Below are 19,199 nucleotides of genomic sequence, written 5' to 3' on the forward strand. Positions count from 1 at the left end.
CATTTAAAAAGCGCGGGCTTTTTTACCGTTTGCGACAGGACAGGCTTGATTTGCGGGGGCCAAAGCGACTAGCTATCGCGACCTACCCGCGACGCAAGGAGCCCTCGCCATGAACGCGCCCGCCACCACCGCGCTTGTCAGCCAGCTGAAATCCACCGTCACCGACACCAAGGCAACCGATATCCGGGCTGCTTTCGCCAGCGATCCCAAGCGTTTCGGCAAATACAGCGTCACACTCGACGACATGCTGTTCGACTATTCGAAATGCGCCGTCAACGAGAAGGTGCTCGATGGCCTCGAAACGCTAGCCAAGGCAGCCGAGGTCGCGGAAAAGCGCGATGCGATGTTTGCCGGCGAGACGATCAACATCACCGAGGGCCGCGCCGTCCTGCATACGGCACTGCGCAACCGCTCGAACACGCCGGTCATGGTCGACGGCCGCGACGTGATGCCCGATGTCAACGCCGTGCTCGATGCCATGGGCGCCTTTTCGGACGGTATCCGATCCGGCGCGCTGAAAGGGGCGACGGATAAGAAGATCACCGATGTCGTCAATATCGGCATCGGCGGTTCCGATCTCGGGCCGGTGATGGCGACGCTGGCGCTGGCGCCCGATCACGACGGCCCGCGGCTGCATTTCGTCTCCAACGTTGACGGCGCCCACATCGCCGATACGCTGAAGCTGCTCGACGCGGAGACCTCGCTCTTCATCGTCGCCTCGAAGACCTTCACCACCATCGAGACGATGACCAATGCGGCGACGGCCCGTGCCTTCATCGCTGAAAAGCTCGGCGAGAAGGCGGTCGGCAAACATTTCTGCGCGGTCTCTACCGCGCTCGACAAGGTCGCCGCCTTTGGTATCGACAGCGATCGGATCTTCGGCTTCTGGGACTGGGTCGGCGGACGCTATTCGGTCTGGTCGGCAATCGGTCTGCCGCTGATGATCGCGATCGGCAAGGAGAATTTTGGCGAATTCCTCGCCGGCGCCCATTCGATCGACAACCATTTCCGCTCGGCGCCCCTGCGCGAAAACATCCCGATGCTGCTCGGTCTTCTCGGCTTCTACCATCGCAATGTGCTCGGCTATCCGACCCGCGCCATCCTGCCCTACGACCAGCGCCTGTCGCGCTTCCCGGCCTATCTGCAGCAGCTCGACATGGAATCGAACGGCAAGGGCGTGACGCTCGACGGCACGCCGGTCGAAGGCAATTCCGGCCCGGTCGTCTGGGGTGAACCCGGCACCAACGGCCAGCACGCCTTCTACCAGCTGATCCACCAGGGCACGAGCGTCATCCCGGCGGAATTCATGATTGCCGCCAACGGCCACGAACCGCACCTGCGGCACCAGCACCAGCTCCTGATCGCCAACTGCCTGGCGCAGTCGGAAGCGCTGATGAAAGGCCGGACGCTCGCGGAAGCCACGGCGCAAATGGCCGCCAAGGGGCAGGATGCCGCGTTCATCGAGCGCATTGCCCCGCACCGGGTCTTCACCGGCAACCGCCCGTCACTGACCTTCGTCTACGATCAGATGACCCCCTTCACCTTCGGCCGCCTGATCGCAATCTACGAACATCGTGTCTTTGTCGAGGGCGCGCTGTTCAACATCAACTCCTTCGACCAGTGGGGCGTGGAATTGGGCAAGGAACTGGCGACGGGGCTGCTGCCCGTGGTCGAGGGCAAGGAGAGCGCCGAGGCACATGACAGTTCCACGGCTGGCCTCGTTGCGGCGCTGCTGAAGGCGGCGAAGTAAATCCTCACCCTCCCCTTGAGGGGGGATGGTCGGCACGCAGTGCCGGGGTGGGGTGATTTCGTGCGATACTGACTGTCACCCCCACCCGCCGCTTTGCGTCGGCCTCCCCCCAAGGGGGAGGTGGAGGGTGCCCAGCTCCGGCATCTCATCGCAGCCCCTCTTCGCATCAACCGCACGCCGTAAGCTGAATACATGGTGAACGCCCAATTCAGCCTATATTCCAACACAATGCCCTATCCTCCCTATCGCAGAACAAACCGGAGAAATCTCCGGTGGCGCAGGGCTTTGGGGGAGCATCGTGCAGCACTACTTTTTCGACTTGCACTTCGGCGACGAACAGGTCGTCGATGAAGACGGCGTGGACCATTTCGACGAAGGGTCCGCCGTCTATTACGGACAGAGGATCGCCGACAAGATCGGCCGCGACGCCGATTACAAGTCATTGAAAGTGCATGTACGGTCTCCCGACGGCTGCATGCTGGCGATCATTGCCGCCTCTGCCGGCCGCGGTTGCGAGCAGGTGGCGTTGATCGGCCGTTGAGGTTCGTTAAATTTCACCGTCGCTGTTCAGTGGGTGCCTCACCAGCACCCGAGGAGCGAAAGGCGTTCGTCCCGACGAGAGCCAATCATCTGCTTGTCATCGAATCATGATCAAAAAGCCTTGATGGCAGCCGCCAGACGATTCGACATCAGCAGGTGCTCCGCCAGCGCGGAGCCGCGTCCAGAGGCGCATTATGGAAAAGACCGTCCTTGTGGTCACCGATGCCTGGCATCCGCAGGTCAACGGTGTTGTCCGCACCCTCGATGAACTTGCCCGGTCGGTGAAGGAACGGGGGATCGCCATTGATTTCCTGACGCCGGAGCGGTTCACGACCTTTCCACTGCCATTTTACTCCGATATCCGGCTTGCGCTTCCGACCCGGCGGCAGGTGGCCGAGGAGATCGATGCACTGGCGCCAGACTATATCCATATCGCGACGGAAGGGCCGCTCGGTCTCGTGGCGCGCGGCATCTGCCTGCGCAGGGGGCTGCCATTCACGACGAGCTACCACACGCGCTTTCCGGAGTTCGTCAGCGCGCGACTGCCCATTCCGGAGAGTTGGAGCTACCGGTGGCTGCGCCAGTTCCACAATTCCGGCAACGGCATGATGGTGGCGACCGCATCGCTCGGCACCGAAATGGCGGCGCGCGGCTTTCACAACATCAAGCGGTGGACGCGCGGCGTCGACACAGTTCTCTTTGATCCGGCGCGCCGCCGGAACCTGCCGTTCCCCCGCCCGATATTTCTCAACGTCGGGCGCGTGGCCGTGGAAAAGAACCTTCCGGCCTTCCTCGAACTGGACCTGCCCGGCAGCAAGATCGTCATCGGCGACGGCCCCGATCTCGCCCTGCTGCAGCAGAAGTATCCGCAGGTGCATTTCCTGGGGCGACGCATGGGAACGGAGCTCGCGACGATCTACGCATCGGCAGATGTCTTGGTCTTCCCGAGCCGCGTCGATACCTTCGGCAACGTCATTCTGGAGGCGCTGGCGAGCGGCTGTCCCGTGGCCGCCTTTCCGGTCACCGCGCCGAACGACATTCTGGGGGAGGGCGGCGGCGTTCTGTCCAGCGATCTGCGGCAAGCAGCCCTTGATGCACTCGTGTTGTCGCGGGAGGATGCCCGGCAAAAGGCGCTAACATTCAGCTGGAGCGAATGTGCGCGGCAGTTTCTCTCGAATCTGGCCGGCGTTCCCCGGAGTGCGTTTGCCGGCCGTGGCCGGCGGTTGCGATCGCTATCGTAGGTCTGCCGGTGTCGTCAGTTTCTTGCGCTGCGCCGCAATGCCGCCACTCGGCCCGCTGTCGCGTTATCGTAACCGATAGCCGGGGAGCGCTCGTTCACCCTCCTCGTGGGGAGGGTCGGCACGCAGCCGGGGTGGTGTGACCTGCACGTGTCTCGGTGACAATTGCGTTGAGGCTCACCCGCCGCTTCGCGGCGACCTCCTCCCTCAGGAGGGAGGTAAATTACAGGCCGATTTCGTAGCTCCAGGGCGGGTTTGCACCGGCGCGCGACACGGTTACGGCGGCGGCCTTGGCACCCAAGGCCAGCGCATCGCGCACGGCGCTCTCGCTCAAGGTTGCGACCTGTTCCTTGGTCAGGAGGTTGTTCATCTTCAGCGAGGCGAGAATCCCGGCGTCGAAGGTGTCACCGGCGCCGACCGTATCGACGACGGTGACTTTTTCACCGGGCACCGAAACCTTGCCCCGAGCCGTGTAGCCGTCCGCGCCCTCGGCGCCCTTGGTGATGACGACGAGCTTTGGGCCACGCTGCAGCCACTTGGCCACAAGTTCCTCGTGGGTGCCCTCCTCACCGAACCAGTCGAGATCCTCGTCGGAGAACTTGACGACGTCGGACATCGCCGCCATGCGGAACATGCGGGCCTTGTGGGCTTCCGCGTCCTTGATGAAGCCGGGGCGGATATTGGGATCAAAGGAAATCACCCGCTTCTCGTGCTCGCGGGCCATCAGCGCTTCGTAAGTCGAGCCGCACGGTTCGGGGATCAGGCTGATCGCGCCAAAATGCAGCGCTTCGCAGAAATCGCCGAGTGCCGGCAGGTGATCCTTGGTGATCATCCGGCCTGCGGTGTTCTCGTCGAAGAAGGCGTAGGTCGCCGAGCCGTTGACCAATTTCACGAAGGCGAGAGTGGTGTGCAGCGGCAGCGTCGCGCAGGGGCCGAAATCGACGTTGCTGGATGCCAGCGTCTCGCGCAGCATGTCGCCGAACATGTCGTCGGAAAGGCCGGTGAAGAAGCCGGTCTGGATGCCGAGGCGGCCGAGCGCGATTGCCGTATTGAAGATCGCGCCGCCCGAATAGGGCGCAAAAGCCATCTCGCCTGCCGTCGTCTGACGCGGCAGCATGTCGATCAAGGCTTCTCCACAGCAAACGATCATGGCGATCTCCCTCCCGTCCAAAATTACATTTCAATCGATTAGACCAAGATGGCTGAAAAGGCCAGTCCCGTTTTCAGGCGGTTGCAAGCGCGCTGACGCCGCCATTGCGCCCGGACCATTCGAGTGGCGCGTTGAGGAAGGATTCGACTTCCGACAGGGTCTTTTCATCGAACAGTTTCCGCGCCTTGGCGACCGCAAGAACGTCGCGCCAGGTGGCGATATTGTGCAGCGTCACGCCCTTTTCCTGCATCTCGGCGCGGGCCTTCGGGAAGATATCATAGTAGAACAGAGCGATACCGTGATCGACCACGCCGCCGGCGGCGCGTATGGCGTCGATGAACGTGAACATCGAACCGCCGGCCGTCGTCAGATCCTCGATGACGAGCACGCGCGCGCCGTCGGGCATATGCCCTTCGATCTGGGCGTTGCGGCCATGACCCTTCGGCGCCTTGCGAACATAGATCATCGGCAGCGCCAGCCGTTCTGCGAGCATCGCTGCAAAGGGAATGCCCGCCGTCTCGCCGCCAGCGATAACGTCGAACTGCTCGAAACCGGCTTCGCGCAACACGGTCGCAGCGGCAAAATCCATCACCGTCGAGCGGATGCGCGGATAAGAGATCAGCTTGCGGCAATCGATATAGACCGGGCTCGCCATCCCAGAGGCAAGCTTGTAAGGCTCGTCGGCACGAAAATGCACCGCCTTGATTTCCCAGAGCATCTTGGCGACCAGCTCGGCCATCACGACCTTGTCGGGAAAGGATGTCTGGATCATCGGCGGTCTCCTGCACCTTGGATTTTTGTATCCCGCGCATAGCAGTTCAGGCCCGCGAAAGCCAGAGGCGGAACGCCTGGAACCGCTGGCCGCAGTGTTCGCCACGATCTTGCGCCAATCGAACGGTTCGCCGTTTTCAATCAGGCGGCCGGTGCTGGACCATACTCGTTGTCGCCGGGTGTGCCGGGCGTCGCGTAGAAAATGATCAGCACGACAAGGCCAACGATCGTGAGACCGATCAGCACCCACCAGCCGGTCCTGTCGGTATCGTGCAGGCGGCGAACGGCGACGCCAAGGCCGGGCAGCAGCAGAGCCAGTCCCGCCACAATGCTGAAAAGCTCGATGCCGATGCTGTTATCGACAGTCGTCGCAGCTATCGCAACCATGGTATTGAAAAGGGCGAACCACCAGAATTCCGGGCGGCTCGCCCGGCCCGTAAAGACGGCGTATTTGGAAAATGCGGTTATAACGGCCTGGTTGAAATTCATGACTCCCCCCCTGACGGTTAGCCGGAACCGGACGCGCTATTTCGTGCGCGCATTCCCGGAGGCCCGGACGTCAGAAAGAGAATATTCACAAACTCCGATTGAAAGAAGCGCTTTTTTCTCGCGAGAATTCAGCGTTCCGCGACGGTCCAGTGCAGCGGGAACATCGGATCGAAGACGGTGACGGTGCCCGCCTCCGTCTCGATCTTCTCCGGAAACGCTACCGGGTCCGCCTGCTTGCGCAGCGTGATGGATTCCTCGTTGACGGGCAGGCCGTACCAGGCCGGGCCGCTCAGCGAAGCGAAGGCTTCCAACTTGTCCAGAGCATTTTCCTGCTCGAACACATGGGCAAGGCAGCTCATCGTGTTGATCGAGGTATAGATGCCGGCGCAGCCGCAGGCGCATTCCTTCAAGGGGTCGACATGCGGGGCGGAATCGGTGCCGAGGAAGAAGCGGGCGTCGCCGGACGTCGCTGCGGCGCGCAGGGCGAGGCGATGCACTTCGCGCTTGGCAACCGGCAGGCAGTAATAATGCGGGCGGATACCGCCGACGAGAATGGCGTTGCGGTTGATGATCAGGTGATGGGTGGTGATCGAACCGGCGAGATTGGTTTTCGACGACCTGATATAGTCGATGCCATCCTTGGTGGTGACGTGTTCCATCGTCACCTTCAGCTCCGGAAGGCGGGCGCGCAGCGGATCGAGCACGGTGTCGATGAACACGGCTTCGCGGTCGAAGATATCGACCTCCGACGCCGTTACCTCGCCATGGACGCAGAGCGGCAGGCCGATCTTCGCCATGCGCTCCAGCACCGGCATGGCATTTTGAAAATTGCGCACACCGCTTTGGGAATTTGTCGTCGCGCCGGCAGGATAAAGCTTGACCGCCTTGATCAGCCCGCTCCGGTGACCGGCTTCGACATCGTCCGGGTTGGTGCCTTCGGTGAGATACAGCGTCATCAGCGGCTCGAAGCGGTCGCCTTTCGGCAGCGCAGCCATGATGCGCTCGCGGTAGGCCGTTGCGTCAGCGGTGGTGACGACCGGCGGCACGAGATTGGGCATGATGATGGCGCGGGCGAAATTGCGGCTGGTATCGCCGATCACGCCCTTCAGCATGCCGCCGTCGCGCAGATGCAGGTGCCAGTCGTCGGGGCGGCGGATCGTGAGTTCGGTTACGGCGTGCGTGCTCATGACGGGATCTCCAGGCGCAATCAACTGGCGCATGGTTCCAGGGCATGCGCTGACCGAAGGTTCGGATAGCATCATTATACGCGGGAAAACAATGATCGATCGACTGCAGGCCTCAGGCCGTTTCGAAAATCTCGATGGCGATGTCGGCTGGCCGGGAATTGTCGATGATCCGCTTTCCGTTCGGCAGATCGTTGCCGTAGAGCTTCCATTCGATGCCGGCGGTATCGAGGCCGTAGTGGATCCAGCGCTGCCGCAGGCGTTCTTCCAGGACCTGATAGGACGGACCGACGAAGATCGTCAGATCGAACATGCCGGCAAGCCGCGACCAGGGAGCCTCGTCGAGCAGTAGATAGTTGCCTTCCGCCAGGATGATGCGCGTCTCCGGCGCGATCACCCGGGCCGAGGCAATGGCGATCTCGCGGGCGCGGTCGAACACCGGCACGAGAACCTCCTCGTCCGCCTTCCGCACCGCGGCGACAATATCGATAAAGGCGCGGACGTCGAAGGTTTCCGGCGCGCCCTTGCGTTTCAGCAGGCCGCGTTCCTCCAGAATTCCATTGTCCATGTGAAACCCGTCCATCGGCAGGACGGCGGTTTTTTCGCCGCGCCGCGTCAGCTCTTCCTGGAGGGCATCGGCAAGCGTGGACTTGCCGGCCCCGGGGGGGCCGGCAATGGCGACGATGAAGCGTGGCAGCTTCCCGGCTTTCTCAATGACGGCGTCGGCGATGGCCGCAAGCGTCATGGTCATGCGGCGAGCGCCTCCGGCGGCACCTTGGCGCCGGTCATGAAGGCAACGGCATCCGACATGGTGTATTCCTTCGGATTGATGACGCAGAGGCGTTTGCCAAGCCGGTGAATGTGGATGCGGTCGGCCACCTCGAACACATGCGGCATGTTGTGCGAGATAAGCACGATCGGCAGGCCGCGTGCACGCACGTCGAGGATCAGTTCCAGAACTCGGCGGCTTTCCTTCACCCCGAGCGCTGCCGTCGGCTCATCTAGGATGATCAGCTTGGAACCGAAGGCGGCGGCACGGGCCACGGCCACACCCTGGCGCTGGCCGCCGGACAGCGTTTCCACCGCCTGGTTGATGTTCTGGATCGTCATCAGGCCAAGTTCCGACAACTTGTCGCGAGCGATCTTTTCCATCGCCGCATGATCGAGCATACGGAACACCTTGCCGAGCGGCCCGGATTTGCGAATTTCACGGCCGAGGAACATGTTGTCGGCGATCGAGAGCGCCGGCGACAGAGCAAGGTTCTGGTAGACAGTCTCGATGCCCGCCTTGCGTGCCTCGATCGGCGAACGGAAGTTCACGACCTCACCGTCCAGGCGGATTTCACCTTCGTCCGGATGGATCGCGCCGGAAATCGCCTTGATCATCGAGGACTTTCCGGCGCCGTTGTCGCCGATCACGGCCAGGATTTCGCCCTTGTAGAGATCGAAATCGGCATGGTCGAGCGCAGTGACGCGGCCGTAGCGCTTGACGATGCCACGCGCGGTGAGAATGGGTTCCTGAGCCATCAGCCTGCCACCTTTCTGATCCATTGGTCGATTGCAACGGCGGCGATGATGAGCACACCGATCAAGAGATAAGTCCATTGCGGGTCCGTGCCGATCAGGCGCAGGCCGAGCTGGAAGACGCCGACGATCAGCGCCCCGAACAGCATGCCCATGATCGAGCCGCGGCCGCCGAAGAGCGAGATGCCGCCGATCACCACCGCGGTGATCGATTCGATGTTGGCGAACTGGCCCGCCGTCGGCGAAACCGAGCCGATGCGGCCAATCAAGGTCCACCCGGCAAGCGCGCAGATCAGGCCCGACAGGATATAGACCGACATCAGCATCTTCTTGACGTTGACGCCTGAAAGTTCTGCGGCTTCCGGATCGTCACCGACCGCATAGACGTGCCTGCCCCAGGCGGTTTTGTTCAGCACATACCAGAGGATGCCGACGAGAAGCACCATGGCGACCACGCCATAGGTAAAGACGGCATTGCCGATCCGAATATTGGTGCCGAAGAACTGGAGGATCGGCGCGCTGGTGCTGATGTCCTGGGAGCGGATTGTTTCGTTGGCGGAATAAAGGAAGTTCGACGCCAGCACGATCTGCCACATGCCGAGCGTAACGATGAAGGGCGGCAGCTTGATGCGCGATACCAGCCAGCCGTTGACGGCGCCACAGAGCCCACCGACGACAATGCCGCAGATCACCGCTATTTCCGGCGGAAAGCCGTAGCGGAAGGTAAATTGGCCCATTACCACGGACGAAAGCACCATGATCGCACCGACGGACAGGTCGATGCCGGCCGTCAGGATGACCAGGGTTTGCGCGGCGCCGACAATGCCGGTGATTGCCACCTGCTGCAGGATCAGCGTCAGGGAAAAGGCCGAGAAGAACTTCGAGCCAAGTACCGATCCAAAAACGATCAGCGAAAGGACCAGCACGATCAGCGGCACCGCCGCCGGCCTCTTATGCAAAAAGTGCTGGGCTTTCTGCAAGGGTGTCTTGTCATGCGTATCAAAGGAAGCAACCTGCTTCGAACTGCCACTCAGGACCTTTTCGAATTCCTGCGATGGCTGTGAGGCTACTGTCGGTTCGCTCATGAAAAATTCCTCCCGCCTCTTAAACCGTTCCCGTCGGTATGGGCTCCTCACCCCACCCTCCTGCGCGGCACACCGGACAGGCGGGCAAGGCAAGGGGAGAAGTGTGCCCACGGTTATGGCGTTTTGTCAAAATGACAGTCGTAGCTAAAGGAAGGGCGGCCGAAGCCGCCCACCAACCCGTTCAGCGGCGGAGCATCAGCCCCAGCACTTGTCCGTGCCGGCCTTGGTGTCGATGGATTCAACACCCGGGGCAGGCTTATCGGTTACGAGCGCCACGCCCGTGTCGAAAAAGTCCTTGCCTTCGGTCGGCTTCGGCTTTTCGCCGGTGTCGGCGAACTTCTTGATCGCTTCGATGCCGAGCGACGCCATCAGCAGCGGATACTGCTGCGAGGTGGCGCCGATGACACCATCAATGACGTTCTTAACGCCCGGGCAACCGCCGTCGACCGACACGATCAGCACGTCCTTTTCCTTGCCGACAGCCTTCAGTGCCTCATAGGCACCGGCAGCGGCTGGCTCGTTGATCGTGTGAACGACATTGATCGACGGATCCTTCTGCAGAAGGTTTTCCATGGCGGTGCGGCCGCCTTCCTCATTGCCGTTGGTGACGTCATGACCGACGATGCGCGCATCGTCTTCGTCGCCGATCTTGCTGGCATCTTTCGGATCGATGCCGAAGCCGATCATGAAGCCCTGGTCACGCAGGACATCCACGGACGGCTGGGATGGCGTCAGGTCGAGAAAAGCCACCTTGGCGTCCTTGGCCTTGTCGCCGAGGGTTGCTGCGGCCCACTGACCGATCAGCTTACCTGCGAGAAGGTTGTCGGTCGCGAACGTGGCATCGGCGGAATCGGCCGGTTCAAGCGGCGTGTCCAGCGCGATAACCAGAACACCGGCGTCGCGCGCCTTCTGCACGGCCGGCACAATACCCTTGGTGTCGGAAGCCGTCAGCAGAATACCCTTGGCACCATCGGCAATGCAGGTTTCGATCGCCGCGACCTGGCTTTCGCTGTCGCCATCAACCTTGCCGGCATAGGCCTTCAGCTCAACGCCGAGTTCCTTTGCCTTGGCTGCGGCGCCTTCCTTCATCTTGACGAAGAAGGGATTGGTGTCGGTCTTGGTGATCAGGCAGGCCGAAACATCAGCGGCCTGCACAGGTGCAGCAAAAACAACGCCGAGCGCAAGCGCGCCGAGAGCGGCGGAAACAATAGTCGTCTTCATGAAATCCTCCCAAGGATTGAAAATTGGAACCGGTCTCCCGGCGTCAGGCCTCGCCCGCCACAACATCTCCACTGCCGCGGTTGGCGCTTCCGGTCACAAAACAAACACCAAAATCAAATCCTGTCAATAAATAAATCAAATTGAATTATTAAAAAATTGTGGCATTCTCTGGCCAGAAAATGTGCATGCGCCTTTCACCAGTGCAGCGCGCGCGCAAAGATGGAATGAAGGCGCAATCAGGAGGCCTGCCCGAAAAACACCCAGTTCGGACAGGAGATGGCGCTGACGGGAGGAACAGGGGCATGACAAGACAAGCCGATTCCGGCACTGCCCTGCCGATGCCGGACGTTCTGGATCCTGGCGGCGGGGCAAACCTCACCCGTGTCCGCGCCTATAACGAGCGACTGGTCATGTCGCTGGTGCGCCGTCACGGCAGCCTCTCGAAGGCCGATATAGCGCGGCGCTCCGGCCTCTCTGCGCAGACGGTCTCCGTCATCATGCGGGCGCTCGAAAAAGACGATCTGCTGATGCGCGGCGATCCGGTGCGCGGTCGTGTCGGCCAGCCCTCCATTCCCATGCGGCTCAATCCGGATGCGGTCTACTCCTATGGCGTCAAGATCGGCCGGCGCAGCTGCGACCTCGTGCTCATGGATTTCGTCGGCAATATCCGCCTGCAACTGCACCAAATCCACGCCTATCCGATGCCGGACGAGATCCTGTCCTTCATCGTCGAGGGAATACCGAAGCTCGAAAAGATGCTGACGGACGAGCAGCGCGGACGCATTGCCGGTGTCGGCATCGCAACCCCCTTCCAGCTGTGGAGCTGGGCCGAGGAGACCGGTGCGCCAAGGGAGGCGATGGAGAGCTGGCGTGGTTTCGACCTGCGCGGCGAAGTGGCCGCGCGCACGCGTCATCCCGTGCTGATGCAGAACGATGCCACAAGCGCCTGCGGTGCGGAGCTCATCTTCGGCGTCGGCACATCCTATCCCGACTTTATCTATTTCTACATCGGCTCCTTCATCGGCGGCGGCATCGTCTTGAATTCCTCGCTGTTTTGCGGCCGCACCGGCACGGCCGGCGCCGTCGGGCCGCTGCAGGTTTCCGACAAAAACGGCAAGCCGCAGCAGCTTCTGAAGATCGCATCTATCTTCGTCCTGGAAAATCTCCTGCGCGAAAGGGGCATCGATCCGAAACCGCTCTGGTACTCCGCCGATGAGTGGATCGACTTCGGTGAGCCGCTCGAGACCTGGATCCAGTTGACTGCCACAGCCCTCGCCCAGGCGATCGTCTCGGCCGCCTCGATCATCGACTTCGGCGCTGCGGTGATCGACGGCGGCTTCCCCGACTGGGTGCGCACGCGCATTGTCGCCGCCATCCGCAAGGCCGCAGGCGAGCTTGATCTCGAAGGCGTCATCATGCCAGAAATCATCGAGGGCGCCGTCGGCGCCCAGGCCCGCGCCATCGGCGGAGCAAGCCTGCCGCTTTTTTCCCGCTATCTCATCGATACGAACGTTCTTTTCAAGGAAACAGTCTGATGCTGAAAGGTCTGAACCCGATCCTGAGCCCCGAGCTTCTGGCGACGCTACGGGCAATGGGTCATGGCGACGAAATCGCGCTGGTCGACGGCAACTATCCGGGCCTCGAACATGGCCGCCGGTTGATCCGGCTCGACGGTCATCATCTGATCCCGGTTCTCGACGCGATCCTGAGCGTGATGCCGATCGATGATTTCGTTCCGGAGGCGATTTTTCGCGCCACGGTCAAGCAGGACGTCAATGCGCTCGATCCCGTGCATCGCGACATCATCGCCTGCTGCGCCAAGCATGAGCCCGACCGCGTGGTTACTCCCCTGCTCGGACCGGAATTCTATCCAAGGGTCAGGGCCGCGCATACGGTTGTCCAGACCAGCGAACCCCGGCTCTATGGCAATGTCATCCTGCGCAAGGGCGTGATCTACCCCTGACGCTTGCTCCAAAACAAAAAAGCCCGCCGGATGGTCCGGCGGGCTTTTTTTCTGTCAGTCTGCCAGTAGTCAGGCGCGGCCGGCGTTGGTCGACAGCCCGGTGCGGGCATCGACCGAGATCGAGCCCGGACCGAAGGCAGCAAGAACCAGGAAGCCGCCGGCGATCGTGATGTTTTTCATCATCATGATCTGGTTGAACATGCTCAGCATGCCGTTTGCCTCAGGCGAGAAGGTCGGAACGTTGATCGGCCCGCCATGAAAGACAAAACCGGTAAACAGGCAGAAGGCAGCAAGCAGATAGGCGGCGATGCGGGTCTGGAAACCGACCAGAACGGCAAGTCCGCCGATCAGTTCGAACAGGCCGGCGAGGTAGGTAAGAGCTGTTGCTGCCGGAAGGCCGGCGTTGGCGATCATGCCGGCGGTCGAGCCGGCGTCCGTCAGCTTCGAGAAGCCGGACATGATGAAGATGATGGAAAGCAGAATGCGTCCGACGAGGACAACGGCGTTTTGCGGCATGGAAAGGCTCCGATTTGGGGTTCGTTATTGCGGTAGATTTATCAGCAATTCCAAATTCATCCAGCCCATCAAGACGAAACAGATCGTTCACAATAACAAAACAGCGAACCCACGTCGTCAATATTGCGTGATTAGGTGCCTGCTCAGGAAGCCGGCCGTCGCAATTCCATTGGAACCGCATAGAGATATGGTACCCAGTCTATTTTCATGGTCTTTTTTGTTGCAACCCCTTGAAGACTGGGAGAAGAATTTCGCAGCGACGGAAATGAGCTTGGGGGACGGGGAAGCAGCATGAGTGAAATCAATAAAAGTCCCGCCTTCTGGCGTTCCTTTCCGATCTTTGAAGAGTTTGACAAGGAGACGGTGGCGGCTGTCGCAGCCCTTGCGACCTATCGCAAATGGAATGCAGGGACGGTGATCTTCCAACGCGGCGACGAAGGCAATTACATGATTGCCGTCCTGTCCGGCCGCATCAAGCTCTCGCTGATCACCCCGCAGGGGCGGGAATTGCTTCTTCGCCACATCGAGGCTGGCGCGCTCTTCGGCGAAATGGCCATTCTCGATGATCAGCCGCGCTCGGCCGATGCGACCGCGATCACCGTCACAGAAGGTTATGTCATTGGCAAGAGGGCCTTTCTCGACTTCATCACCCATACGCCGAACGCCGCCGAATCGATCATCCGCTATCTCTGTTCACAACTGCGCGATACGACGGACCGGCTGGAAACGATCGCGCTCTACGACCTGAATTCGCGTGTTGCCCGCTTTTTCCTGGCGACGCTCAAGCAGATTCATGGCAACGAACTGCCGGAAAGCGCCAACCTGCGCTTGACACTCAGTCAGTCCGACATTGCCGGCATTCTCGGCGCCAGCCGCCCGAAGGTAAACCGCGCCATCCTGGCGCTCGAGGAATGCTCGGCCATCAAACGGGCCGACGGCGTCATTACCTGCCATATCGGACGGTTGAAGAAGATCGCGGAACCCGAAGAGGAATAACGCCTTGAAAAGCTTCCGCCTGCCCCGGATCAGGCCGCTCTTCGCCGGAGCGGCGGCAAGCGTTTTGAGTGCATTGTTCCTGTTCTTCTCCGCCGGGCCGGTGCTCGAAACACAGCGGGAGCTTTTCTTCGATTCGCTCACCCAATGGGTGCCGGCGCCGCAATCCGATCAGATCGCGGTCATCGACGTGGACCGGAAATCGCTGCAGCAGACCACGGAGAAGAGTTGGGGCCGGGCCGAAACGGCCGATCTTCTCTCCCGGTTGTCAGCAGCCGGTGCCAAGGCTGTCGCCGTCGATTTCATTTTCAGCACGGCCTGCGATCCCGTTGAAAAATCCGATGCCGCGCTGACGCAGGCGATTTCGCGCGTGCCGGTCATCCTCGGCTTTCTGATCGCGGACGGCGGCCCCGAGCATCCCGCGCCCGTTCCGCCCGTCGCGGTCCGGCGGCCAGTGGCGATCCCCGACCTGTGGTTCATCGATGGCGCCGAAGCCTCCTGCCCGTTTCTGCAGAAAGCCTCACGTTCTGCGGCCGCCGCTTTTCTCGTTGGCGACGAAGATGCCCGCATCCGTCGGGTCCAGGCCTTTTCGATCCTTGGCAACGATGCCTATCCGACGCTCGGGATCGAGGCTGCGCGGCTGGCTGAAGGCGGCCGCACGCCGATCCTCGGCGGGCAGCCGGCCTGGTTGAAGCTCGAAGCCCGGCTGATCGAACTGGACGAGGATGGCAGCCTGCGGTTTGCCGCCAGCCCCGCGGCCACGATTGCCGCAAGGACGGTATCGGCGGGCGACGTGCTGAGTGGCGCCGTTGCGGATCAGCGGTTCAAGGGCAAGACGGTCTTCATCGGCAGCAGTCTTCCCAATCTCGGCGGCTTGCGGTCCACCGCCTCGATGCCGCTCGAACCCTCCGTGCAAATCCATGCCGACATCGCCAATGCCGTGCTGACCGGCTTCATCCCCAAACGCGATGCGCAACTGCCGCTCTATGAAGCGGCTCTGGCCTTGATCGGCGGGCTGCTGGTCGCCTTTGTTGCCACCCGCCTGCGGCCGGTGACATCAGCGCTGCTGGGTCTCTCGGCGATTTCCGCGACGATTGCGGCGGCCGCGGCGATCTATGCCGCCTCGGCGCTTCTGGTCGATGCCGTTGGCATCAGCCTCGCCCTCGTCTTCGTACTCTCCGTCACCAGCGTGCTGCAGTTCGCCCGGGTGCGGAGGGCGGAATCGGCGGCGCGCAGCAAGTTTTCGCAATACCTGCCGCAATCCGTTGTCGCCCGCTACATCGACAACCCGGATGACGGCCGCGTCGCCGGCGAGGAGCGCCCGGTGACGGCACTTTTTACCGACATCGAGGGCTTTTCCACCCTGTCGCAGAAGCTTGCGCCGCGCGACCTCGTGACCCTGCTCGATATCTATTATGCGGAGGTGAACGGTCTGGTCGCCCGCTATGGCGGCATGGTCGACAAGGTGGTGGGGGACGCGGTGCACGCCTTCTTCAACGCGCCGGAGGATCTTGCGGATCACGTCAACAAGGCGATCGACTGCGCCGAGGCGATCCGGGCGCTGACGGAGGAAATGCGTCGTCGGCCGGGCTTCGTCGAACACCAGTTCGGCCGGACGCGCATCGGTATCGAAACGGGGATCGCCGTGCTCGGCGAAGTAGGAGCCGGCGGCAAGCTGGACTACACCGCCCATGGTGACGCCATCAACCTTGCTGCCCGGCTTCAGGAAGCCAACAAGTTCCTCGGGACCGCCATCTGTGTCGGCCCGGAGGCTGCGGTTCAGAGCGGCCGCGGGTTGCGCTCGCTCGGCATGCACGAAATCCGCGGCTTCGGCGAAATGGAACTGTTCACAACCGAAGCCTGACGCAAGGCCTCAACGCCTCAAGCCGACACTCGCATAGGCTTCGACGATTCTGGCTTCCTTCCAGACGACGGGCTCCGTCGGCGCATCGCCTGGCCGGGCGATCTCGACGCCTTCGCCGGCGCCCACCAGCCGCTCAACGCCGCCGCCATCGACCGATACCTGGCCGTGTTCGACGAAGACAGCAAAAACGCCACGGTTCGGGCCGGCGAAGAATTTCGTGCCGCGCACGCCGATCATGCCGAAGGTGGTGCGCAAGGCGAGATCGATCTTCGCAAGACCTTCCGGCCGGTCAAAGACCATCTGCCCCATGCCGAGTTCCATGGTACCGCCCTGGCCAGCGATGAAGCTGTCGATCAGCAGTTCCGTCTCGCTGCCGAGCAGGATACGGGTATCCTCGAGTTGCAGGTCAGCGAAGCTTTCCGCGGCGGTCCGGACAAAGTCGTTGTCCATAATCTGCGCGCCCGTCGCCAATCCCTCTTCCTTCTCCGCCCGCTTGAGGCTGACCTTGCCACGCACGTCGGCCGCCTTGCCGATCACGGTGCTTGCCTGCGTTGGAATGGCGGCCAAACCGCCTACTGCCAAAGCGCAACCGGCAACGAACGTTCGCCGTCCGATAAGGACCTGCCGCACCGGAATACCATCACCCGTCATTGCCCTGCTCCTTGTTCAAACAATCCGGCTTTCGAAGCAGATCCGAGCGACAGGCCGGGAAAGCCTGCATGGCGAACACGCCCCTTGGCCGGGTTGTTTCCATTCTTCCTCCCTGGCGACACGAAACGCTGTTTCCCAAGGAACAGCCGTGAACCGGGCTGTCTCATAGGGTCGCACAAACACCAGGGAGAACGCCATGAAAAACGAAACCGACACGCGCATTTCAGTGATCAACGCGATCCTGCTCGCCGCCGTGAGCCTGCTTTCGGTTGCAGCGATCGCCATCCCCTCCGCCCGTGCTGCCTCGCCGATGCCTGCCGCCGACCAGTGCGATGCCGAAGCCGGCAGCGAACACGACCTGCAGCGCAACCTGTCCTTTCGTCCGGTGGCGACCGAGAACCTGCGCATCGGCATTGCCCTTTCGGCTTGCCGCGAGGCGTTCAACCAGGGCAGCGGCCCGCGCCAGACCTTTCAGCTCGCCCGCGTGCTCCATGCCGCCGGCCAGCATGCGCAAGCCTTTCGGATGCTCGAAAAAGCGTCGGAGGACGGGCATGCGGTTGCGATGGTGAACTATGCGGTCATGCTCGGAGAAAGGGGCGGTCACGAAACCGAATTTTCGCTCTACCAGAAGGCGGCCGCCACCGGGAACATCCTCGCTGCCTACAATCTCGGCGTCGCCTATCGCGATGGCGTCGGCACTGCTGCCAACGGATCGCTCGCCGCACGCTGGTTCGAAAGGGCATCAGTCGCCAAGGACAATCTCGGCGCCTTCAACCTCGCCGTCATGCTGGATGAAGGCACGCAGATTCCGGAAGACAATCAAAAGGCCGCACAATTCTACAGGCTGGCCGCCGATCGCGGTAATGTCGACGCGATGGTCAATCTCGGCTTGATGCTGGAAAACGGCGAGGGCATGCAGGCCGACCCGGTTGCCGCCACGGCCATGTTCGCGAAGGCTGCCGAGAAGGGCGACGCATTCGCCATGGCGAAGATCGCCAAGCTTGAGATCGATACGGCAACGACCGGCAGCATCGAGCCGAACGAACAGGCAAACCTCGTTCTGACAAAATCGGGCCGCATCAAGTGAGGCAGCCGCATCCGAGAAACCGCCCGCGGCCCGCCGATGCCGTTCAGCCGCACGCGTCCGCTGGCCGGGCAAGAAGCGCCCACCGGGCGACATGGTCGCCCAGTTTAAAACGTAGGTATCTACTGACATATCCGTCAGCGTATTTCACCTGCCTGCGGCCCCCAGGTATCGGTCAACGCGAAACCATCGGCCAGTGGATCGAACGGATCGAGCGCCACCTGATGCAGGCCGAAGGTCCAGCCGCGGCCGGAAATCGTCGGGATGATCGCCGGGCGACCTGCAACTTCGGTGACGCTTTCGAGGCCCACCTCGAATTCCGAGCCGATGATGGAACGCGACTTGAACACATCGCCCACCTTTGCCAGGCCGCGTGCGTGCAAGGTTGCTAGATTGGCAGAGCTGCCGGTGCCGCAGGGTGAGCGGTCGACGCGGCCGGGCCACATCGTCGTGCAGGTGCGGACGGTCCCGTCGGCTTCGGTATCGCGGAACATCACATACGCGACGCCCTTGATCTCCGGAATTTCGGGATGGACGACCGGGATGGTTCGGTTGACGAGGTCCTTCAGCATCATGCCGGCGTCGACGATCCGGCGCGCGTTGGCCTTTTCGATCGTCGTGCCGATCTGCGCGACATCGACCAGCGCATAAAAGACGCCGCCGAAGCAGAGATCCATTTGGATTCGGCCCCAGGCGGGCGTCTCCACCTCGACATCCAGTTGCTGCACGAAGGACGGCACCATGGTGAGCTTGACACGCTCACAACGGCCGTCGCGGCAGGTAGCCGTGGCCTTGACGAGGCCGGCAGCGGTATCGAGCATCACCACCGTTTCCGGTTCCTTCATCTCGACAATGCCGGATTCCAAAAGCGCCGTCGTCACGCAGATCGAGTTCGAGCCGGACATGGCATGCGCCTGGTCGGCCTGCAGGATGATGAAACCGGCATCCGCCTCCGGCCGCTTTGGCGGCACCAGCAGATTGACCGAGCCGATCGAGCCCGAGCGCGGTTCAAGGCAGAGGAAACGCCGCAAGCTGTCATCGACGGTATTGATGTGGTTCAACTGTTCGGCGATCGAGTTGCCCGGGATTTTCGGCACGCCGCCGATCGCCACCTTGCCGATCTCGCCTTCGCAATGAACATCCAGTAACTGGATCGTGCGTTTCCATCTCATCACT

General features: G+C 61.9%; 19 protein-coding genes. 8 read left to right on the forward strand and 11 right to left on the reverse strand.

The window, feature by feature from the left end:
* The first annotated feature begins 109 nt into the window (after positions 1-109).
* The 3 genes from pgi (at position 110) to ACSQ2W_RS05255 (ending at position 3,531) form a co-directional block, all read left to right on the forward strand.
* The gene (gene pgi / locus ACSQ2W_RS05245; RefSeq protein ID WP_436085313.1) at positions 110-1,750 is read left to right on the forward strand and encodes a glucose-6-phosphate isomerase; all 1,641 of its coding nucleotides are present in this window, start codon (positions 110-112) and stop codon (positions 1,748-1,750) included.
* 298 nt (positions 1,751-2,048) lie between these two features.
* Entirely contained in the window at positions 2,049-2,291 is a 243-nt protein-coding gene (locus ACSQ2W_RS05250) for a DUF6894 family protein (RefSeq protein ID WP_436085314.1), read from the forward strand.
* Between the two features lie 193 nt (positions 2,292-2,484).
* Positions 2,485-3,531: a glycosyltransferase family 4 protein gene (locus ACSQ2W_RS05255; protein ID WP_436085315.1), complete on the forward strand. Its 1,047-nt coding sequence runs from the start codon at positions 2,485-2,487 to the stop codon at positions 3,529-3,531.
* 220 nt (positions 3,532-3,751) lie between these two features.
* Here ACSQ2W_RS05255 and ACSQ2W_RS05260 read toward each other — a convergent pair whose 3' ends face one another.
* From ACSQ2W_RS05260 to ACSQ2W_RS05295, 8 genes are all read right to left on the reverse strand, one after another.
* Entirely contained in the window at positions 3,752-4,678 is a 927-nt protein-coding gene (locus ACSQ2W_RS05260; RefSeq protein WP_436085316.1) for a carbohydrate kinase family protein, read from the reverse strand.
* 73 nt (positions 4,679-4,751) lie between these two features.
* Positions 4,752-5,450 carry an orotate phosphoribosyltransferase gene (locus tag ACSQ2W_RS05265; protein WP_436085317.1) on the reverse strand — a complete coding sequence of 233 codons (699 nt, stop codon included), beginning with the start codon at positions 5,448-5,450 and terminating at the stop codon, positions 4,752-4,754.
* Positions 5,451-5,590: 140 nt separating this feature from the next.
* The gene (locus ACSQ2W_RS05270) at positions 5,591-5,938 is read right to left on the reverse strand and encodes a DUF805 domain-containing protein (protein WP_436085318.1); all 348 of its coding nucleotides are present in this window, start codon (positions 5,936-5,938) and stop codon (positions 5,591-5,593) included.
* A 128-nt stretch (positions 5,939-6,066) separates the two neighbouring features.
* Positions 6,067-7,125, reverse strand: a complete 1,059-nt coding sequence (gene pyrC / locus ACSQ2W_RS05275; protein ID WP_436085319.1) for a dihydroorotase — start codon at positions 7,123-7,125, stop codon at positions 6,067-6,069.
* A gap of 112 nt (positions 7,126-7,237) precedes the next feature.
* Positions 7,238-7,867 (reverse strand): nucleoside triphosphate hydrolase, encoded by a 630-nt coding sequence (locus ACSQ2W_RS05280; protein ID WP_436087678.1) that lies wholly within the window; start codon positions 7,865-7,867, stop codon positions 7,238-7,240.
* A gap of 2 nt (positions 7,868-7,869) precedes the next feature.
* Positions 7,870-8,649 carry a sugar ABC transporter ATP-binding protein gene (locus ACSQ2W_RS05285; RefSeq protein ID WP_113004600.1) on the reverse strand — a complete coding sequence of 260 codons (780 nt, stop codon included), beginning with the start codon at positions 8,647-8,649 and terminating at the stop codon, positions 7,870-7,872.
* Complete coding sequence (locus tag ACSQ2W_RS05290; protein ID WP_436085320.1) at positions 8,649-9,731, reverse strand: ABC transporter permease; 1,083 nt, start codon at positions 9,729-9,731, stop codon at positions 8,649-8,651. Before ACSQ2W_RS05290 ends, ACSQ2W_RS05285 begins: the two co-directional genes overlap by 1 nt.
* A gap of 195 nt (positions 9,732-9,926) precedes the next feature.
* Positions 9,927-10,952, reverse strand: coding sequence for a sugar ABC transporter substrate-binding protein (locus tag ACSQ2W_RS05295; protein WP_436085321.1), 1,026 nt, complete (start codon positions 10,950-10,952; stop codon positions 9,927-9,929).
* 302 nt (positions 10,953-11,254) lie between these two features.
* Between ACSQ2W_RS05295 and ACSQ2W_RS05300 the strand changes: the two genes are divergently transcribed.
* Both ACSQ2W_RS05300 and ACSQ2W_RS05305 read left to right on the forward strand, forming a co-directional pair.
* A complete protein-coding gene (locus tag ACSQ2W_RS05300) occupies positions 11,255-12,487 on the forward strand; it encodes an ROK family transcriptional regulator (protein ID WP_436085322.1) in 1,233 nt (410 codons plus the stop codon).
* Positions 12,487-12,915 (forward strand): RbsD/FucU family protein, encoded by a 429-nt coding sequence (locus tag ACSQ2W_RS05305; protein WP_436085323.1) that lies wholly within the window; start codon positions 12,487-12,489, stop codon positions 12,913-12,915. The genes ACSQ2W_RS05300 and ACSQ2W_RS05305 overlap by 1 nt, the downstream gene beginning before the upstream one ends.
* A 69-nt stretch (positions 12,916-12,984) precedes the next feature.
* Here ACSQ2W_RS05305 and ACSQ2W_RS05310 read toward each other — a convergent pair whose 3' ends face one another.
* A complete protein-coding gene (locus ACSQ2W_RS05310; protein WP_436085324.1) occupies positions 12,985-13,431 on the reverse strand; it encodes a DoxX family protein in 447 nt (148 codons plus the stop codon).
* 291 nt (positions 13,432-13,722) lie between these two features.
* Here ACSQ2W_RS05310 and ACSQ2W_RS05315 point away from each other — a divergent pair, with 291 nt between their 5' ends.
* A complete protein-coding gene (locus tag ACSQ2W_RS05315) occupies positions 13,723-14,427 on the forward strand; it encodes a Crp/Fnr family transcriptional regulator (protein WP_436085325.1) in 705 nt (234 codons plus the stop codon).
* A 4-nt stretch (positions 14,428-14,431) separates the two neighbouring features.
* Entirely contained in the window at positions 14,432-16,288 is a 1,857-nt protein-coding gene (locus tag ACSQ2W_RS05320) for a CHASE2 domain-containing protein (protein WP_436085326.1), read from the forward strand.
* Positions 16,289-16,297: 9 nt separating this feature from the next.
* Here the strand turns inward: ACSQ2W_RS05320 and ACSQ2W_RS05325 are convergent, their stop codons facing one another.
* Positions 16,298-16,918, reverse strand: coding sequence for a FecR family protein (locus tag ACSQ2W_RS05325; protein ID WP_436087679.1), 621 nt, complete (start codon positions 16,916-16,918; stop codon positions 16,298-16,300).
* A 217-nt stretch (positions 16,919-17,135) separates the two neighbouring features.
* Between ACSQ2W_RS05325 and ACSQ2W_RS05330 the strand changes: the two genes are divergently transcribed.
* Positions 17,136-18,026, forward strand: a complete 891-nt coding sequence (locus ACSQ2W_RS05330) for a tetratricopeptide repeat protein (protein ID WP_436085327.1) — start codon at positions 17,136-17,138, stop codon at positions 18,024-18,026.
* Between the two features lie 134 nt (positions 18,027-18,160).
* Here ACSQ2W_RS05330 and ACSQ2W_RS05335 read toward each other — a convergent pair whose 3' ends face one another.
* Positions 18,161-19,195: a proline racemase family protein gene (locus tag ACSQ2W_RS05335; protein WP_436085328.1), complete on the reverse strand. Its 1,035-nt coding sequence runs from the start codon at positions 19,193-19,195 to the stop codon at positions 18,161-18,163.
* Positions 19,196-19,199: the final 4 nt, after the last annotated feature.

Origin of the sequence: Pararhizobium sp. LjRoot255, from assembly GCF_964252905.1 — a bacterium.
Lineage (GTDB): Bacteria > Pseudomonadota > Alphaproteobacteria > Rhizobiales > Rhizobiaceae > Pararhizobium.

What these genes read in the sequence shown, in the direction of transcription:
- pgi (WP_436085313.1), top strand. Translation starts at nt 110, where the DNA reads ATGAACGCGCCCGCCACCACCGCGCTTGTCAGCCAGCTGAAATCCACC.
- ACSQ2W_RS05255 (WP_436085315.1), top strand. Translation starts at nt 2,485, where the DNA reads ATGGAAAAGACCGTCCTTGTGGTCACCGATGCCTGGCATCCGCAGGTC.
- ACSQ2W_RS05260 (WP_436085316.1), bottom strand. Translation starts at nt 4,678, where the DNA reads ATGATCGTTTGCTGTGGAGAAGCCTTGATCGACATGCTGCCGCGTCAG.
- ACSQ2W_RS05265 (WP_436085317.1), bottom strand. Translation starts at nt 5,450, where the DNA reads ATGATCCAGACATCCTTTCCCGACAAGGTCGTGATGGCCGAGCTGGTC.
- ACSQ2W_RS05270 (WP_436085318.1), bottom strand. Translation starts at nt 5,938, where the DNA reads ATGAATTTCAACCAGGCCGTTATAACCGCATTTTCCAAATACGCCGTC.
- pyrC (WP_436085319.1), bottom strand. Translation starts at nt 7,125, where the DNA reads ATGAGCACGCACGCCGTAACCGAACTCACGATCCGCCGCCCCGACGAC.
- ACSQ2W_RS05280 (WP_436087678.1), bottom strand. Translation starts at nt 7,867, where the DNA reads ATGACGCTTGCGGCCATCGCCGACGCCGTCATTGAGAAAGCCGGGAAG.
- ACSQ2W_RS05285 (WP_113004600.1), bottom strand. Translation starts at nt 8,649, where the DNA reads ATGGCTCAGGAACCCATTCTCACCGCGCGTGGCATCGTCAAGCGCTAC.
- ACSQ2W_RS05290 (WP_436085320.1), bottom strand. Translation starts at nt 9,731, where the DNA reads ATGAGCGAACCGACAGTAGCCTCACAGCCATCGCAGGAATTCGAAAAG.
- ACSQ2W_RS05295 (WP_436085321.1), bottom strand. Translation starts at nt 10,952, where the DNA reads ATGAAGACGACTATTGTTTCCGCCGCTCTCGGCGCGCTTGCGCTCGGC.
- ACSQ2W_RS05300 (WP_436085322.1), top strand. Translation starts at nt 11,255, where the DNA reads ATGACAAGACAAGCCGATTCCGGCACTGCCCTGCCGATGCCGGACGTT.
- ACSQ2W_RS05305 (WP_436085323.1), top strand. Translation starts at nt 12,487, where the DNA reads ATGCTGAAAGGTCTGAACCCGATCCTGAGCCCCGAGCTTCTGGCGACG.
- ACSQ2W_RS05310 (WP_436085324.1), bottom strand. Translation starts at nt 13,431, where the DNA reads ATGCCGCAAAACGCCGTTGTCCTCGTCGGACGCATTCTGCTTTCCATC.
- ACSQ2W_RS05315 (WP_436085325.1), top strand. Translation starts at nt 13,723, where the DNA reads ATGAGTGAAATCAATAAAAGTCCCGCCTTCTGGCGTTCCTTTCCGATC.
- ACSQ2W_RS05330 (WP_436085327.1), top strand. Translation starts at nt 17,136, where the DNA reads ATGAAAAACGAAACCGACACGCGCATTTCAGTGATCAACGCGATCCTG.
- ACSQ2W_RS05335 (WP_436085328.1), bottom strand. Translation starts at nt 19,195, where the DNA reads ATGAGATGGAAACGCACGATCCAGTTACTGGATGTTCATTGCGAAGGC.